The organism is Wolbachia endosymbiont of Zygogramma bicolorata, from assembly GCF_051130665.1.
Classification (GTDB): domain Bacteria; phylum Pseudomonadota; class Alphaproteobacteria; order Rickettsiales; family Anaplasmataceae; genus Wolbachia.
In genome coordinates, this window is the sequence record NZ_CP149530.1 from 1068600 (window position 1) to 1086063 (window position 17464).

Consider the following 17464-nt stretch of genomic DNA (forward strand, 5'->3'; position numbering starts at 1 on the left):
AAGAATTATGGAAATAATATCGTTAAATAACTTAGACAGTGCAGCAATAAAAACAAAGTTGCTTTATATAATAAATAAAATTATAGAAAAAAATGCTTGGACTCAGGCTTTTGCAGCTGAGAAACTTGGTATTGATCAGCCAAAGGTATCACAAATTAAAAATGGTAAAATAGATGGTTTTTCTTTAGAGCGATTGTTAGGATTTCTAAAAAAACTTGATCATGAAATAACAATCACGATGACAGAAAGCCAAGAAATAAAATCTGAGGCAGAAAAAGTAAAACATGAAGTTGAATCGCAATAGATACAAAGTTGACAACTTGTTTTTTGTGATATAGTATAAAACTTATTAAGGTAGTATCTTATGGCTGAGTCTATTGTAGAAAAGTGTACAGAACAGGTAAGTAACCGTTTCAAATTGGTTCTATTGGCAAGTCAAAGAACACATGATTTAAATACAGGAGCAAGTAATCCAGTTCAAACAGTTCAGTTTAAAGACCATAAAAACACCATAGTTTCCTTATATGAAATAGCAGAAAAACAGGTGGATACTCATGAGCTATTTAACCTTTTGGTAGGTAGATGCAAGGAGTACATGAAAGGAAATATGAATAATGTTTACAGCAGTAATACAAGTAAGCTAGCGAATTTATTAAATTTTTCTGATGGTCAATTTAACACAGATCTTGATGCAAGTCAAGAAAGCCAAGATTATGAAGTGGATGGTGAAATAGATGATGAAATAAATGATCAAGATGGCGATGAAGAAGTATCCGTTTAGAAATCTACTGAAGTTACATAGTCTTTAAATGCTTCACATTGCTATCTATACACTGTTGTTCTGTATGAGTATAATGTTGTGCCGCATAGTGTCTAAGTCAAGTGATGTGTACAATAAGGTTTTAGCGTTCAATAATTTCTCAACGCAAGTAGTTGTACTCATAACAGCAATATCAATCATTCTGAATAATTTTTTTTTAATTGATATAGCATTGTTGTATGCTAGCGTTAGCTTTATATCAACTATAGCACTAATGAGATTAATATTGTTTTAATAATTTATGATAGGATCCGTTCTTATATTTTTAGGCATTTGTTCAGTAATCATTTCAAGTGTGGGAGTAATTAGATTTCCTGATTTCTATACTAGGTTACATGCAGCAGGTATTACAGATTCTAGCGGTGCAACGCTATTGTTAATTGGTTTTGCTTTGCAGAATGGATTTTCAATCAATACTGTTAAAATAATATTATTAATTCTTATAATATGGGTAGCTAGCTCAACTAATGGCTATATTTTAGCGCGCACTTATTATAAAGTTAAGAAAAAAACTGTTAAAGAAGGTTAAGGTGTTATACCAATTCCTAAAAATAAATAGAGGAATAAAGAAAAATTTCTAAAATAGAATAATTTAAGAATTAGTGGGGAGTTATGGCAGGAAAAAGTAAAGCAATAGGAGAAGAATTATATAATAAGTGTAACCTGGAATTAAAGAAGCACGGCATAAGAGGAGAGATAGGAAGAAGATTACAGGCAATAATATCTGCAAAAGAATATGGAATAACAAAAGTTGCTCAAATATACCGAATTACTAGAACTACATTGATGAAGTGGATTACAAGATTTAAGGAAGGAGGAGTCAATGCGTTTAAAATACAACCAGGACGTGGAGTAAAGCCGAAGTTGAGCTACAAGCAGCAAGAAGAAATTAAAAATGTCATAGCAGAAGAAGGAGCCAACCTAACGGCTAAGAAATTAAAAATCATAATTGAGAAAATGTTTTCTATTGAGGTAAGTAAGTCTACAGCACATAGACTGATGCAAAAGTTAGGTTTTTCGTATATTACTCCAAGGCCTGTGCACAATAAACAGGATAAAAATAAACAAGAAGAGTTTAAAAAAAAATCTTAATGAAACTATTGTCACGTATCCCGAAAAAGAGCTATTTTTCTTCGATGAGTCGCGGTTTGGCACACATTCAAAGATTGGACACGGGTGGTTTAAAAAAGGCATTAGGACACAGGTTAAGGTAAAATTAGGTAGGCAAAACTTTTATCTCTATAGTGCAGTTAATCCTAGAAATGGAGAGAGTTCTAGCTTATTCGTACCAAACGTCAATACTGATTGTATGAATATATTCCTTGAGCAGATGTCACAATATTTAGGAACAAGGGAGGCATTTCTTGTTGTGGATTGTGCAGGATGGCATAGATCCAAAGGTTTAAAAATACCACAAAATATTACCTTAATCTATTTACCTCCATATTCACCAGAGTTAAATCCAGTAGAGCGTTTATGGCAATATTTGAAAGACAATCTCATTAAAAATAGAATATATGACTCTGTTAGTTTATTGGAGGATATTGTATGTGCATTCATTCGTAATATTACGGAAAGTTCGATCAAAACCATTTGTTCTGTGAGTTATTTGCCTACTTATTTATGAGATTTGGTATTAGAAATATTAAATGTAGTGCTACTTTTGTTGTTACTAACAGTTACGGTTTTTATAGTCTTCTCGCGACATTTAGTCGTAAGTGCTGTTCTAATGTGTGTATTTAGTTCACTTGTTGCGCTTATATACTTAATTATGAATGCACCTGATGTTGCAATTACTGAAGCTTCTGTTGGTGCGGGGCTCAGTACGATTTTTACGTTTGCAGCACTCTCCTTGATAAAGAATCATAAAGTAAATCTATCTCATAACCCTATAACGCTTTTTTTTATGTTATTTCTGGCTGTATGTTTGTCATATTTTATGATTCAATTGCCAGATTTTGGCAGCCACAATGCTCCGATCCACTTGCATGTTGCTCCTTATTATGTGGAAAATACCGAAAAAGCTACCGGTATTCCTAATATAGTGACAGCTGTTTTGGCAAGCTTTCGTGGTTATGACACGTTTGGAGAAACTATAGTAGTTTTTACTGCTGCGCTTTGTATAACGTTGATATTAAAAGAAGAAAAAGACAATGATTAAAGATCCGATATTAAATGCAGTAACATTTTTGATGATACCTTTTATCATTTTATTTGGTTTATACATACAATTTCACGGTGATTACACTCCGGGTGGAGGTTTTCAAGCAGGAATAATTATTGCCTCCGGGATAATATTATATTCAATGCTATTTGGTGTATCTACAACTCTAAAAGCAATACCTTATTCTGTGATTAGATTGACTAACGTGTTAGGTATTTTAATTTATGGAGGAACGGGCGTTGCAACAACTTTACTTGGCCAAAATTTTTTATCTTATGATATCTTGTCAGCCAATAATAGAACCGGTCAAAAATTGGGTATTTTTTTGGTGGAATTAGGTGTAGCATTTACTGTCTGCTCCTCTATGTTAATTATATATATGAATTTTGCTCGTAGGAAAAAACAATGACTTTATATAATTATACGATTATTATTGTATTAATGGTGCTAGGTTTATATATTATTATAAACGATAAAAATTTAATCAAGAAAATGATAGGGGTAAGCGTCTTCCAAGCATCTGTTTTGTTGTTTTACATATCTCTAGGATATATAAAAAGTTCTTTGCCTCCTATATTGGTTTCAAATTTTTATTCATATAGCAATCCTATACCTCATGTTTTAATGCTTACTGCTATAGTGGTTGGAATTGCAACATTTTCAGTTGGATTGTCCATAGCAGTAAAAATGGAAGAAAAGTATGGAACAATTGATCAAGACAAGTGTACATAAATTAACAGTATCTTAAACTATATGAAGTAACGAATAGCCACAAGTTAAAAGTAAAATTATAGACTTGCTCGTTGTAAGTTTATTTGTTAATAAGAAATAAAATTATAAACTATAAAGGTAATGATGTCAACTATTAATGATGCAGAAGATAAGAAAAAAGTTATCAGAGATCTTGTAACTAAAAGTATAAAAAAAGGTGGTTTTGTCACCTTTGATGATATAAATGATAAATTATCAGATGAAAATTTTTCGTCTGATTTTATAGATGATGCTATATCTTTATTGCAGGATTCCGGAATTAATGTGCTTGAAAGTAGCGAAGATGAAGAAGATATTCCTTCCAACAGTGATGATAGTAAACTTGATGATGATGACACATCGCCAAATATTACTGCAACTTTAGTACAAAATGATGATCCAGTGAGGATTTATTTACAAGACATGAGCTCTGTAAAGCTTTTGTCAAGGGCAGATGAAATCGAGATAGCAAAAAAAATTGAATCTGAAAAGCATAACATGTTACGTGCAATAATTGAAACATCAGTAACATTAAAGGTGATAAAAGTATGGCGTGATGATTTAAGTAGTGGAGTTCTCTTACTGAGAGAAATTATAGATCTGGATGCAATTTATAACTCTGACTTTAATGTGGTACCCAAAGAAGAGAGTGAAGAAAGTGCTGAAGATGTTGAGGATTCTGAGGATGTTTCTGAAGATGCTGAGTACTGTAGTGATGATGAGAAAGATAGTAAAAAAAGTGATGATGAGAAAGACGGTGATAATGAAGATATAAATTCAGCGAATTTAAATGTTTCTATTCTTGAAATGGAAAGTGACTTATTGCCAAAGGTCATAGTTGCATTGGATGAGATAATTACTTTAACAAATGAAGCATTGGTATTAAGAAAAAATTCTAAAGATTCCTCTGATGAACTAGAGAATTTATATAGTCAAATATGGTCTATAGCATTACAAATTAAGTTAAGTGATGCTGCTGTTGCCAGAATTACACAAGAACTTTATAAGATAAATAGATCCATCACGCTTGAAGAGGCTAATCTTATTGCTGAGGCTAGAAAATACGATATCGATAGAGAAAGTTTCTATAAAGTTTATGATGACGTGCTTTTAAAGCACGAATTGAAAAAGATAAGTCTTTTAAAGATCAATGAAAATCAGTCCTCTTTTACAGGTGAATTAAAAAACAAATTTTTAAGGTTTATAGACGATAACTCTGAACATATAGCTAGTACTTTGAACGGTATTAAGCAGCATATACAGGAAGATAACGTGCAAGAATTTAAGGAGCTAATCAGGAGAATACAAAAACACGAACGAGAAGTCTCTGAAGCAAAGCAAGAGATGATTAAGGCTAACTTAAGGCTAGTAGTTTCCATTGCTAAGAAGTATTCAAAAAGAGGCCTTGATCTGCTTGATTTGATACAAGAAGGCAATATTGGTCTTATGAAGGCCGTGGATAAGTTTGATTACAAACGTGGATATAAATTTTCAACTTATGGCACTTGGTGGGTAAGACAATCAATCACTAGGGCAATACCTGAGCAGTCTAAAGTAGTTAGAATACCAGTTCATATGGTAGAAATTATCAGTAAAATCAACAGAGCATTAAGAAAAATGACTCATGAGATGGGAAGAGAGCCGACGTTAGAGGAATTAAGTGTAGAACTGACAATGCCACTGGAAAGAATACGCAAAGTTATGAAAATAGCAAGGGACCCAGTAAGTCTTGAAGCTCCAACAGGAAAGGATGATAGTAGTACCTTCGGTGATTGTATAGAAGATAAGCGAGTCTCCAGACCAGAGGATGCTGCAATACTTGCTGACTTGCGTGGCATTACAACCAATGTTCTTGCAACTTTAACACCAAAGGAAGAAAGAATTCTAAGAATGCGTTTTGGCCTTGGTAAAGATGGGAAGGAGCATACCTTAGAAGAAGTAGGAAAAATTTTTAATGTAACACGTGAGAGAATTAGGCAAATAGAGGCAAAAGCACTGCGCAAGTTGAAACATCCAAGCCGCGCTAGAAAACTTAGAGGGTTCTTTTAAGTATACGTGTCAAGTTAAGAAGAAGCTGATTTTGCCCGGAAAAAGTGGAGAAAAAGTCAGAGCGTTTTTAAAATAAAACGTTTTTTCAAAAAGGTATGATATGAAGGAAATGCACAATAAAGTTTAAAATGGGGGTTGTAAAAAAGTTGCACCGCTATTTTTTTTTATGAATCTAATGAAACAACATGCTAATCTACGGTAAATATTATGACAAACAAAAATGACAATTCTAATTCAAAGTATAGAAATTTTTATGTTCTGGGTGATAGTTTATCCGATAATGGCGCAATCATTGGAATTTTAAATAACTTATCCTTTGCAAAAAGCGTAAAGTTTGATGACCCTTTTTATCAAGGAGGATCTTTTAGCAATGGCCCTACTGCTGTTGAATATGTAGCAAAATATTTAGATTTAGACAAATTTAAACCTGGGTGGAGTTATTCATTTTTTGGTAGATGCCACGAACAGCAAGGTCAAAACTATGCAGTTTCATGTGCAACAGCGTCTGAAATTTTTGACCCTATTTTTTCTTATTTCTTCAATAAATTTCGTTTAGCTAACCAGCTAGATGCGGTAATTAAACATCATCCAGATATAGGTAGAGAAGATTTATTTTGCATCATAATCGGCGGAAATGATGTTATGGTTGCCACTGCTTATGACGGTACTAAAGCGGAAGAAGTGTTGGAACAAGCAGTGAGTGAAATATGTAATGCACTTAAGGTTCTAAATGAACATGGTGTTAAGCATGTAGTTGTTGCAAACGCACCTGAAGTTGGCTCAATACCAGCTTTTAATAGAGATGAAGAAGCAAGGGAACTAGCTACGAAGCTCACAGAGAGTTTCAATGCAAAATTGGCTAATGGCTTAGATTATATGAAGAAAAGTACAAATCTTGAAATAAAAGCATTTGATCTTAACTCTAAAATGAAAAGTATGCTTAGCGAATACAAGAGCAAAGGTTTAAATTGTCAAGATGCATGCACATCGAACATTGCAGACTAAATTGGGAGATTTAAAGAAAATATAAAAATACTCTTAAAGTTGATATTTAAAGGGGAACTTGACGTTCACTATAACCCTGGGTGTAGCGAAGAAACACTAAAGGATTATTTCTTTTTTGATTATTTCCATCCAACTGCAGAACTTCATCATGAAGTTGGTAATGAAGTGTATGAGTTGATTTGACACAGTTTTTTGAACATTCCCTAGATCCCAGTGTCCCTATGATGTCATCCCAGTGCTTGACACTGGGAACCAGAAAAGTTTGCTTGTTCACAAGCAAACTAGCACAGAAAGTGATTACAACATTTTCGATGAGATTATATGGAAAACTGGATCCCAGTGTCTGGGCACTGGGATGACATCGTTTACTATGTGCCATATTGCAATGTTCGTACAGCTGTGAGTCACGCACTTTGCTTCAATATTTGCACATTAGCCACTCCTCTGAACAGATACAGTCAGTTTATACCAAATCTCATAAATAAGTAGGCAAATAACTCACAGAACAAATGGTTTTGATCGAACTTTCCGTAATATTACGAATGAATGCACATACAGTATCCTCCAATAAACTAACAGAGTCATATATTCTATTTTTAATGAGATTGTCTTTCAAATATTGCCATAAACGCTCTACTGGATTTAACTCTGGTGAATATGGAGGTAAATAGATTAAGGTAATATTTTGTGGTATTTTTAAACCTTTGGATCTATGCCATCCTGCACAATCCACAACAAGAAATGCCTCCCTTGTTCCTAAATATTGTGACATCTGCTCAAGGAATATATTCATACAATCAGTATTGACGTTTGGTACGAATAAGCTAGAACTCTCTCGATTTCTAGGATTAACTGCACTATAGAGATAAAAGTTTTGCCTACCTAATTTTACCTTAACCTGTGTCCTAATGCCTTTTTTAAACCACCCGTGTCCAATCTTTGAATGTGTGCCAAACCGCGACTCATCGAAGAAAAATAGCTCTTTTTCGGGATACGTGACAATAGTTTCATTAAGATTTTTTTTTAAACTCTTCTTGTTTATTTTTATCCTGTTTATTGTGCACAGGCCTTGGAGTAATATACGAAAAACCTAACTTTTGCATCAGTCTATGTGCTGTAGACTTACTTACCTCAATAGAAAACATTTTCTCAATTATGATTTTTAATTTCTTAGCCGTTAGGTTGGCTCCTTCTTCTGCTATGACATTTTTAATTTCTTCTTGCTGCTTGTAGCTCAACTTCGGCTTTACTCCACGTCCTGGTTGTATTTTAAACGCATTGACTCCTCCTTCCTTAAATCTTGTAATCCACTTCATCAATGTAGTTCTAGTAATTCGGTATATTTGAGCAACTTTTGTTATTCCATATTCTTTTGCAGATATTATTGCCTGTAATCTTCTTCCTATCTCTCCTCTTATGCCGTGCTTCTTTAATTCCAGGTTACACTTATTATATAATTCTTCTCCTATTGCTTTACTTTTTCCTGCCATAACTCCCCACTAATTCTTAAATTATTCTATTTTAGAAATTTTTCTTTATTCCTCTATTTATTTTTAGGAATTGGTATTAATAGGAGGCAAAATCTCTGGTATACTCATCCTACCGGATTGTTCCGCAGCTTCGATTGCCTGTAATTTTGCTCTACTTAGGTTAATGTTTTTTACTACTGTACGTTCCGTTGAAATAAATTGAATGCAGGTTACTCCCATTTCAGTTGCCTGTCTTACTATGTTGCCTAAAGCACCACTTTTTACCATGGCACAATATAAGTATAAATTTTCCTCATATTGCTGTTGTTTAGTGCATTCTTTGAGTGTAACTTTTGTTAATTTACGCGATATATTAACTACTTCTCCTAACCATTCTCCATCCTTTCCATTAAAAAGAGAGAGATTATCATACTTCTTAAGCCGCATTACATTGCAAATATAGTGACTTTGTTGTGGATTAAGTGCTAAACTCACGCCTTGTGATAAAGCTTCTTCAAAATAAAGCCTAATTTTTCCCATTCAAAACTTTAATTATATTCTACTTGAGTGACTCTTACGGGATTTGAACCCGTGTTACCACCGTGAAAGGGTGGTGTCCTAACCACTAGACGAAAGAGTCAATGCGAATTAACTCAAGTTATATTGATTATGCACATAAAGTCAATTATTTTATGGCGCAAACGTCTTTCTCTATTCCATATTTAATATTCACTGAATTTATTTCAGATTTAGGAGTTTTAGATCCTAATTCTAATTGTTGTTCAACTTTTGTATCGGAATCATAGCCAGAATCGTAGCCAGAATCTCTACGCTCATATTTCTGCTTTATTTCTTCTACACTAAAGCCAGCCTTGGTCTTAATTTTTTGATCATTAGTCTGTTGCTGACTTATCGGCTTATTAGCACTTAGCTTCACTTGCTCTTGCCAATCATTCACTTTATCCTGCACTAACCCATGGTAAGTTCCAGAATTGGCTTTTACATCTTTTGCTTTTTTTTCTGCTCTTTTCTTGGACAAATCTACCCTAGCATAAATAGGTTCTGACGATTGTTCTGGCTCTTTCTGTTTTAGGCTAGCAGGCTTTTTTTGTTCTGAAAGATCATCTATAGTGCAATAAATAGGTTCTTCTGATATACTCAAATAACCACTATCGTCCAATGATGAATTTTCAGTAGATTTTTTATGTGAATCATATATTTCAGCATAAATAGATTTTTCTGATATGTTCAACTCCCCTAATGAGTTACTAACCTTAGTGTCATACACCTCAGCGTAAATAGACTCTTTTAAAAGAAAATTACCATGGCCAGTACTCTTTGACTCATACTCAAAAGTTCTAGGAGGTTTTTGAGGTGGTATTACATTGTTGCTCACCTCAGCATACATAGTTATTGGCTCATATTCAAAGGTTCTAGGAGGTTTTTTAGGTGGTATCATGTTACCAACTGAGTTAGCCTCAAGTTTCAACTTTACTACTTCTTTAAACTCATCAAAACCCTCTCTTTCTTTGAAAATGTTCAATATTTTTTCCTTTTCTGCAACATTTCGAGGCATTGCACCATTTATTACTAACTCACCAAGTATTAAACAACATTTTTCCTTATAGTCTTTGAGATACTCCTTGCCTAGGACCGGCATAACCTCTTTCTCATGAGCAAGTGCTCTTTCGTATTTATAGATTACACTTCTTATACCGTTGCTGCCTATTGCATTAACGTTGGCGCCAGCATTAATAAGTAATTCCATTACATCATAATCAAGGCTTTTTACTGCATATCCTAAAGCCTGATTTAAAGCTTGATTATTATTTATATCAAATGATCCTGTATTCTTGAAAGACATAGTCTTTGAAAAGAATTTTCTAAAACTATTTAGTGCATTGTAGAGACTTAGAGTCAGTTTAACACCTTTTATGTCATTGTTTTTGACAGATTTAATTAAAAAATTATCTATTATACCCATGATTATACCCCCTATATAAAAGCTCACTATCATGGTACAACTTTAAACTATGATGATTTATTTTCTGCTAATGGCAGCTCTCTATAACCACTTAACAAGTGGTGGCATTGACATCATAATTGCATCTGGATTGCCGTCAGTCATTAAACCAAACCTTGTGCCACGATCGTATAACAGATTGAATTCTACATATCTGCCACGTTTTATTAATTGATTTTCTCGTTGTTCTTTTGTCCAAGATTTTTGTATATGTTTACGTATGATGTGCAAATAAATTTCCAAAAAGGCTTCACCTACTGCTTTTGTGAACTCAAAATCATTTCTCCAATTGCCAGAACTCAGATTATCATAGAAAATACCACCAATGCCACGCGGCTCTTTTCTATGTGGTAAGAAAAAATAGTTGTCACATTGCTCTTTAAATTTTGGATAATATCCGGTGTCAAATCTATCACATGTCATTTTGATTGATTCATGAATATACTTGCAATCTTCTTCATTTTTATATATTGGCGTAAAATCCATCCCTCCACCAAACCATTGTTTTGAAGTATATATCAGCCTTGTGTTCATATGTGCTGCAGGGATAAGGGGCGATTGCATATGAGACACTAAAGATATACCGCTTGCCCAAAACTCTCCGTTACTTTCACTTGCACCAGGAATTTCATTAATGGCTGAATCTGCAAATTTTCCGTGTACTTTTGAAACGTTTACTCCAACTTTTTCAAAAACATTGCCAAAAATAATTGTAGATTCACCACCTCCACCACCTGGGCGATCCCACTTTCTTTTTTCGATCTTTGGCTCTGCGGATGATTGTTTTTCAATTAATAAGAAAGATTCTATGATCTTATCTCTTAGTGCACAGAACCACTTAAATGCTTGTGTTCTTTGTTTTTCCATAATATCCTCTCGCTAGCTTATTAACATTGTTATATCTGATATTTAAGGAACTTAATTAGATTTGGATGATAATTATCTATCAAAGACGTTAATAAATCTATAATAATTAAATCAATATAATAAAACATTTTCGTATGTACAACGATGCTAAGTAACAATAATGAATAAAAGATACATAGATAACAAAAAAGAGAACAGGGTTGATTTCATACTAAGAAATTATGGAATGTCAATTGTTGTGATGGCAGTTATTATGCTCTTACCTCCAGTAGCAATATCGATACTCTACTTTTTTGATATATATAGTCAGCATATTAATATAGAGATTAATTTATTAGTTAGCATTCTAACAACTCTCTTTATGATATATAATGTAAAACGCTACAGACACCTACTTAATACTATAGAATTTCAAAATGCAATATTTGCAAATGCACTAAATCATAATACAGAATTTTGCCTTATTTTACATAGAGATGAGGGTATTATTTATGCTGATGCAAGGTTCTACGAAAGGTTTAAAGATCATATAGATGATGACATTACGTTAGGCAAGATTTTTGAAATAGGAGATGTTTCAGAAGAAGACAAAAAAGTACTCTATCATGCACTAAAAAATAACTCTTCTGTACAAGTATGCATTTCCTTAAACAAGAAGAATAGAGTATCTAACTTTCTTTTGCTCTTTGAGCCGATACCAGATAATCCCCAAATTGCTATAAATAGTAATAAGATTTTAAATTTATCATTAGTGCCAATAGCAAGGCCAGATGGGTATTTTGTGTTAAAAGCAACACAGATAAACAAGGAGCAGATATATGAAGAGTTAATAGAAAAACACAGTATAGGAACTTACATTGCAAATGCCAAAGGGGTGATTTTATCTGTAAATAAAAGATTTTTAGATATATTTGAACTGAAAAAACTGGAAAAAGGTAGCTCAATCAGTGATTTTATATCTCAATCTAAATATAACAATACAACAACCGATAATGAAATTTTGTTTTTTACTATAAGTGGTATTCCATTCAAGGCTTATATGAGCACTGCTATATTTTGTGATAAATACAACCATAGCTATATATATGGCTTTATAACACCAACCGAATCAAATATTGTTGATTATCAATTACACCCTTGTTTTGCAAATTCATCAATTGCTATTGCACAATGTGACATAAACGGCAACTTTGTAAAGAAAAATACGGCACTAATAAAGCTTGCAGGGTCAGATAATAATTCAATCTTTACATTGATATTAGATAGTTATCATGTGAAAATACGTGAATATTTTTCGAGTAATAGAATAAATAATGCGTCCTTTGATGTACAGCTCAACGGCGATAATAACATAAAAATATATTTCAATAAGTTTCTTCATAATAAAATGATCTTCATACTTTGTTATTTTATTGACAATACTGAACACAAAAACCTAGAGATAAAGCTTGAGCATTATCAAAAGATGCAAGCTATAGGGCAGTTAGCAGGTGGTATTGCGCATGATTTCAACAATATATTGACTGGGATAATAGGATTTTGCGATTTGCTTTTACTCCAACATTCAGCTGGTGATCCATCTTTTGGAGATATAATACAGATACAGCAAAATGCAAAGCGTGGATCAAATTTAGTAAGACAATTGCTTGCTTTTTCAAGAAGACAGACCTTGCAGCCAAAAATTATTGATGTAAATAGTACTATAGCTAATCTTTATGAAATGATAAAAAGATTAATAGGTGAAAATATAAAGTTTAATATTTATTATGGTAGAGACTTGGGTGCTGTTAGGGCTGATCAAGGGCAATTAGAGCAAGTTATACTTAACTTAGCAGTCAATGCTAGTGCTGCTATGGAAAAGGGCGGAGAATTAACTATACGAACCTTTAATCAAAAGATTGACTCATTAAATTCTACATCTCAGGACATGTTTTCTCCAGACAAGGAAACGATCGAACATGGAAATTATGTTGTGATTGAAGTAATTGATACTGGATGTGGAATGACAAGTGATACAATTGAAAAGGCATTTGACCCATTTTTTTCTACCAAAGATATTACCTCTGGTACAGGTCTTGGCCTCTCTACTGTATATGGCATTATTAAACAAACTGAAGGATACATCTATGTTGCTAGCAAAGTAAATCATGGAACTAAATTTAGCATATTTTTGCCCATGGTTTACATATCAGATGAAAATCTGATAGAGGAAGATAGTGAAGAAATAGAAAGACCGGTAGTAAGTGAAATTAAAGGTAATGGTATAATTTTATTGATTGAAGATGAAAATTCAGTAAGGGAATTCATCTCTAAAGCACTCAAAAGAAAAGGATTTGATGTAATAGAAGCGAGCATAGGCAGCGAGGCGCTAGAAATAATCAGTAAAAAAAATCAACACATAGATCTAATAATCACTGATGTAATCATGCCAGAGGTGAGTGGTCCAGAAATAGTTAAAGAAGCATTGATCCATAGGCCAAATATTAACGTTATTTTTATTTCTGGGTATGCAGAAGATGCTTTTTTAAAGAGTGATGACATCAATATAGAAGATTTTCACTTTTTGCCAAAACCATTCACTCTGAATGAATTAGGAAACAAGGTTCAAAGTGTGTTACACAAAGCAAAAAAGACAGTCTAATTTTAGTGTGATTAGCAACAAAAAAATTTTCTAATGCAAAAGTTTCTTGCATATATACAATAGAATTATTTTATACATAAGATAAAAGGCGTGAGCAAGATTATTGCAATAGTAAATCAAAAGGGTGGAGTTGGCAAAACCACAACTAGTATAAATTTATCGACAGCCTTTGCTGCTGTGGGAAAAAGCACTTTATTGGTAGATCTTGATCCTCAAGGAAATGCTAGCACCGGACTCGGGATTTCTTATCGTAGTAGGGAAGAAAAAAATATATACAAAATACTACTGAGCAGCGAAAATAAATTGATAGAATCGGCAATTTTCAATATAAAGGAAATTCCAAATTTATCACTAATTTCGTCAGTAGTTGATCTGTCAGCTGCAGAAATTGAATTATCGCAACTTGAGCGAGGAAAATTTGTGCTAAAAAGCGCATTAGAAAAGATACGCGATAATTATGAGTATATAATCATCGATTGCCCTCCATCACTTGGGCTTCTAACCATAAATGCTTTGACTGCTGCTAATTCTATTATTGTTCCTCTTCAGTGTGAGTTTTTTGCTCTGGAAGGATTAAGCCATTTAGTTAAAACTGTAGAACTGATAAAAAGGAATAACCTAAACCCTTTTTTGGCAATAGAAGGGATCGTGTTAACAATGTATGACAGGCGCAACAAACTCAGTGAACAGATTAAAAACGATATTTGCCAGTATTTAAATGATAAAGTATACAAAACTATCATCCCATTGTATGAGACTGTTATTCCACGTAACGTACGGTTATCAGAAGCGCCTTCTCATGGAAAACCCGCTATTGTGTATGATCTTAAGTGTCCTGGTGCACAAGCATATATAAGTTTGGCAAGGGAAATTTTAAAAAAGCACGCGAGCAGTTGTAAGGAGAAGAAGCTAGTGAGTGAGGGCGTGGTATGAAGGATGATAGACGCCTCGGCAGAGGTCTTGCCGGCCTCATAGGCGATAATTATGATAATAAAGAAGATCGACAAGAGTATTTGCCTATTTCATTACTGCACCCAAGCAAATTTCAACCGAGGAAACATTTTGACGAGGAGTCATTAAGAGAACTTGCAAATTCGATAAAGAAAAGTGGCATTATACAGCCTATCGTGGTACGCAAAGATTCAAATGATGATGGTTACGAAATAATAGCTGGGGAACGTCGTTGGCGAGCAAGCAAGATTGCAAATCTTGATAGTGCACCCGTTATCATAAAAGATCTGAGCGACAAGGAATGCTTGGAAGTATCCATTATTGAAAACATACAAAGGCAAGATATTAATCCAATAGAAGAAGGTGAAGCGTATAAGAGACTGATAGATGAGTTTTCCTATACACATGAAGAATTAGCTTCAACTATAGGCAAAAGCCGCAGTCACATAACCAATATGATTCGGATGTTGTCACTTCCTGATGGAGTAAAAACAATGATCAACGAAAAAAAGCTATCTATGGGCCATGCAAGAGCGTTGATTAATGTTGAAAATGCGGAAAGTATTGCAGAAAAAATAATTTCCCAAGGCTTAAGCGTTAGGCAAACTGAAAAATTGATAAAAGACTTACATCAAAGTAACAACCAAAAAGAGCAGAGATATACCAAAAATCAAGATATGGCAGCACTAGAAGGTGCTATATCTTCTCAACTTGGTTTAAAGATCAAAATTAATGACAGTAATTCTAAGGGTAAAGTTATGATACGGTATAATAATCCAAATGAATTGAATTTAATATTAAAAATTTTAAATAGGAAACTTGAGTGCTAGTAGAGCAAAAAGATAATATAAAATACAACTGTTGGTGTCACCCAAGTAGCATGGAGAGACAAAAATCACTTGACAAACTCCGCCAGCCCCCTTATCATGGAAGTGAAGCTATTGTATTTGCTTTCGCCAATCTGCAGATTAAAAGGTAAGGATTACTTAATGTATCGGCGTCTTATGTTTAATTTTTTGCAGTATATAGATACTGTATGTCTTTACAAAACTTCATCTACATCTAGATTTTTATCTAAATAAGCTGAACGCGCTTACAAAGCGTTACAAGACATCAAAAAATGCCAATACTCGACAAAGATAGTAAAGGACTAGCTAACTCGGGGATTCTTTGTCTTTTTTTCTGCTTGGTAAATTTCTTAAACATTTGCAGCGTAGGTTAGTTGCAATTAAAAGCAGCTAAATCTTGCTTGTCAAGCGTTTAAAACATAAAAAACGCCAATATTTTAAAGCAGATAATAACCACGGGGCTTCTTTTGCCTTTTTTTTTATTTGGTAAATTTCTTAATATTTATAGCAACATGAACAAACATTTGAGAGTAACTTCCGCTAGTAGGGTGTCATCCCAGTGCGTGACACTGGGATCTAGCCTTTATTATGCAGTCACTTGGTTGAAATTAAGTCTTCTGGATCCCAGTGCCCCTATGATGTCATTCCAGCGCGTGACGCTGGAATCTAGTTCTTATTGTACATTTACTTGGTGTAGAGTTAAGTTTCCTGGATCCCAGTGTCTGGGCACTGGGATGACAAAAAAGGGGCTACTCGGATGACAAAAAAAGGAGCACTGGAATGACAGGAGAAGGGGCTACTCGGATGATACTATTATAGAGTGAACCAGTGTCAGCTACTCGGATGACAAAAAAAGGGGCACTGGGATGACAGCTACCCTGACAACCGTCATCCCGCTGCTTGTTAGCCGGTATCTAGAGATACCGTGACGGTATGCGGCAGCATGACGATAACCTTGTCATTCCAGCGCGTGACGCTGGAATCCAGACTTTAACTAATATGATTACAAAAGGAGAGTTTATTAGATGGTTATAGATACTGAAAGTGGTAAAACTTACCACTTTCAAGTAAAGAAAACTACGTTTACGCCTCCTATAATTTCTATGGATTATCCGCTACTGCACCGTCTTTACAAATCACACCTCCTGGTGTTATTTTTGAAACGACTACAGGAGCGCCAAAAAACACAGCAGTAAATGCACCAAGTGCAAAAAGCGCTGGCCACGGCATTCTGCCGAATATTGCAAGCAACGCTGCACCTATTATCACTATTGTGATCATTGGTCCACCTATGCCATGAGTATAGCCTATTATCTTGCATATCACTGATGATGTTGTATCATTTTTATCAACAAAAGTATTTGCAGCATTTGCATCAAACGCAAAGGAGAGAATTAAAGCTACAAGTAGAAGAAAATTTTTCATTACGCCTCCTATAATTTCTGTTTCATATTTGATTATCTATCACATTGATTAAATTTGAGTAAATGATGCAGTAAGTACCATTTACTAGTGTTTTCCTGGAACTTTAATATCTATTAGATACATTTATTCCTTCTCACTCTCCATCTTGTACCATCAGGGCAAGCAACTTTACCGTCCTTACAAATTACACCACCTGGTACTATTTTTGAAACAACTACAGGAGCACCAAAGAATACAGCGGTGAATGCACCGAGTGCAAAAAGCGCTGGCCACGGCATTTTCCCAAATATCGCAAGCAATGCTGCACCAATTATCACTATTGTGATCATCGGTCCACCTAAGCTTTGAATATAGCCTACTATTTTGCATATTGTATTTGATGTTATACCAATTCCTAAAAATAAATAGAGGAATAAAGAAAAATTTCTAAAATAGAATAATTTAAGAATTAG

General features: G+C 34.0%; 18 protein-coding genes, 1 tRNA gene and 1 pseudogene. 13 read left to right on the forward strand and 7 right to left on the reverse strand.

Annotated elements, in window-relative coordinates; translation table 11 throughout:
* Positions 1 to 7: 7 nt before the first annotated feature.
* The 10 genes from WKH12_RS05045 to WKH12_RS05090 all read left to right on the forward strand — a co-directional run bounded on the left by WKH12_RS05045 (position 8) and on the right by WKH12_RS05090 (position 6788).
* The gene (locus WKH12_RS05045; RefSeq protein ID WP_253310011.1) at positions 8 to 304 is read left to right on the forward strand and encodes a helix-turn-helix domain-containing protein; all 297 of its coding nucleotides are present in this window, start codon (positions 8 to 10) and stop codon (positions 302 to 304) included.
* Between the two features lie 60 nt (positions 305 to 364).
* The gene (gene rpoZ, locus WKH12_RS05050; RefSeq protein WP_253307286.1) at positions 365 to 781 is read left to right on the forward strand and encodes a DNA-directed RNA polymerase subunit omega; all 417 of its coding nucleotides are present in this window, start codon (positions 365 to 367) and stop codon (positions 779 to 781) included.
* Positions 782 to 809: 28 nt separating this feature from the next.
* Positions 810 to 1055, forward strand: a complete 246-nt coding sequence (locus WKH12_RS05055) for a monovalent cation/H+ antiporter complex subunit F (RefSeq protein ID WP_434732165.1) — start codon at positions 810 to 812, stop codon at positions 1053 to 1055.
* Between the two features lie 6 nt (positions 1056 to 1061).
* Positions 1062 to 1349, forward strand: a complete 288-nt coding sequence (gene mnhG, locus WKH12_RS05060; RefSeq protein ID WP_096617042.1) for a monovalent cation/H(+) antiporter subunit G — start codon at positions 1062 to 1064, stop codon at positions 1347 to 1349.
* 83 nt (positions 1350 to 1432) lie between these two features.
* Positions 1433 to 2447, forward strand: a protein-coding gene (locus tag WKH12_RS05065; RefSeq protein WP_434732166.1) for an IS630 family transposase whose coding sequence is annotated in 2 segments (ribosomal slippage) — positions 1433 to 1897 and positions 1899 to 2447 — 1014 coding nt in all. Because the reading frame shifts where the segments join, the coding sequence is not laid out codon by codon here.
* A 3-nt stretch (positions 2448 to 2450) separates the two neighbouring features.
* Positions 2451 to 2981, forward strand: a complete 531-nt coding sequence (locus WKH12_RS05070) for a DUF4040 domain-containing protein (protein ID WP_434732167.1) — start codon at positions 2451 to 2453, stop codon at positions 2979 to 2981.
* Positions 2974 to 3393: a Na(+)/H(+) antiporter subunit B gene (locus WKH12_RS05075; RefSeq protein WP_164224942.1), complete on the forward strand. Its 420-nt coding sequence runs from the start codon at positions 2974 to 2976 to the stop codon at positions 3391 to 3393. The genes WKH12_RS05070 and WKH12_RS05075 overlap by 8 nt, the downstream gene beginning before the upstream one ends.
* The gene (locus tag WKH12_RS05080) at positions 3390 to 3716 is read left to right on the forward strand and encodes a cation:proton antiporter subunit C (protein WP_253307288.1); all 327 of its coding nucleotides are present in this window, start codon (positions 3390 to 3392) and stop codon (positions 3714 to 3716) included. Before WKH12_RS05075 ends, WKH12_RS05080 begins: the two co-directional genes overlap by 4 nt.
* A 123-nt stretch (positions 3717 to 3839) precedes the next feature.
* Entirely contained in the window at positions 3840 to 5783 is a 1944-nt protein-coding gene (gene rpoD / locus WKH12_RS05085; protein ID WP_434732168.1) for an RNA polymerase sigma factor RpoD, read from the forward strand.
* A 207-nt stretch (positions 5784 to 5990) separates the two neighbouring features.
* Positions 5991 to 6788, forward strand: coding sequence for an SGNH/GDSL hydrolase family protein (locus tag WKH12_RS05090; protein WP_434732169.1), 798 nt, complete (start codon positions 5991 to 5993; stop codon positions 6786 to 6788).
* A gap of 475 nt (positions 6789 to 7263) precedes the next feature.
* Here WKH12_RS05090 and WKH12_RS05095 read toward each other — a convergent pair.
* From WKH12_RS05095 to hemF, 5 genes and pseudogenes are all read right to left on the reverse strand, one after another.
* A protein-coding gene (locus tag WKH12_RS05095) for an IS630 family transposase (protein WP_434732009.1) occupies positions 7264 to 8278 on the reverse strand; the annotation gives its coding sequence in 2 pieces (ribosomal slippage) (positions 7264 to 7812 and positions 7814 to 8278; 1014 coding nt in all).
* A 75-nt stretch (positions 8279 to 8353) separates the two neighbouring features.
* A pseudogene (locus WKH12_RS05100) lies at positions 8354 to 8797 on the reverse strand (RsmE family RNA methyltransferase); the annotation flags it as partial.
* A 28-nt stretch (positions 8798 to 8825) separates the two neighbouring features.
* A tRNA-Glu gene (locus WKH12_RS05105) sits at positions 8826 to 8897 on the reverse strand.
* A 45-nt stretch (positions 8898 to 8942) separates the two neighbouring features.
* Positions 8943 to 10121, reverse strand: a complete 1179-nt coding sequence (locus WKH12_RS05110) for a hypothetical protein (RefSeq protein ID WP_434732170.1) — start codon at positions 10119 to 10121, stop codon at positions 8943 to 8945.
* A gap of 201 nt (positions 10122 to 10322) precedes the next feature.
* Complete coding sequence (gene hemF / locus WKH12_RS05115; RefSeq protein ID WP_264735810.1) at positions 10323 to 11147, reverse strand: oxygen-dependent coproporphyrinogen oxidase; 825 nt, start codon at positions 11145 to 11147, stop codon at positions 10323 to 10325.
* A gap of 160 nt (positions 11148 to 11307) precedes the next feature.
* On the opposite strand from hemF, the gene WKH12_RS05120 reads away from it, so the two are divergent.
* The 3 genes from WKH12_RS05120 (at position 11308) to WKH12_RS05130 (ending at position 15569) form a co-directional block, all read left to right on the forward strand.
* The gene (locus WKH12_RS05120) at positions 11308 to 13788 is read left to right on the forward strand and encodes a response regulator (protein WP_253309329.1); all 2481 of its coding nucleotides are present in this window, start codon (positions 11308 to 11310) and stop codon (positions 13786 to 13788) included.
* Between the two features lie 90 nt (positions 13789 to 13878).
* The gene (locus tag WKH12_RS05125) at positions 13879 to 14721 is read left to right on the forward strand and encodes a ParA family protein (RefSeq protein WP_006280226.1); all 843 of its coding nucleotides are present in this window, start codon (positions 13879 to 13881) and stop codon (positions 14719 to 14721) included.
* Positions 14718 to 15569, forward strand: a complete 852-nt coding sequence (locus WKH12_RS05130) for a ParB/RepB/Spo0J family partition protein (protein WP_264731549.1) — start codon at positions 14718 to 14720, stop codon at positions 15567 to 15569. Before WKH12_RS05125 ends, WKH12_RS05130 begins: the two co-directional genes overlap by 4 nt.
* Before the next feature lie 1119 nt (positions 15570 to 16688).
* Here WKH12_RS05130 and WKH12_RS05135 read toward each other — a convergent pair.
* On the reverse strand, positions 16689 to 17012 hold the full coding sequence (locus WKH12_RS05135) for a TrbC/VirB2 family protein (RefSeq protein WP_434732171.1): 324 nt from the start codon (positions 17010 to 17012) through the stop codon (positions 16689 to 16691).
* Positions 17013 to 17125: 113 nt separating this feature from the next.
* The gene (locus WKH12_RS05140; RefSeq protein ID WP_434732657.1) at positions 17126 to 17404 is read right to left on the reverse strand and encodes a TrbC/VirB2 family protein; all 279 of its coding nucleotides are present in this window, start codon (positions 17402 to 17404) and stop codon (positions 17126 to 17128) included.
* Positions 17405 to 17464: the final 60 nt, after the last annotated feature.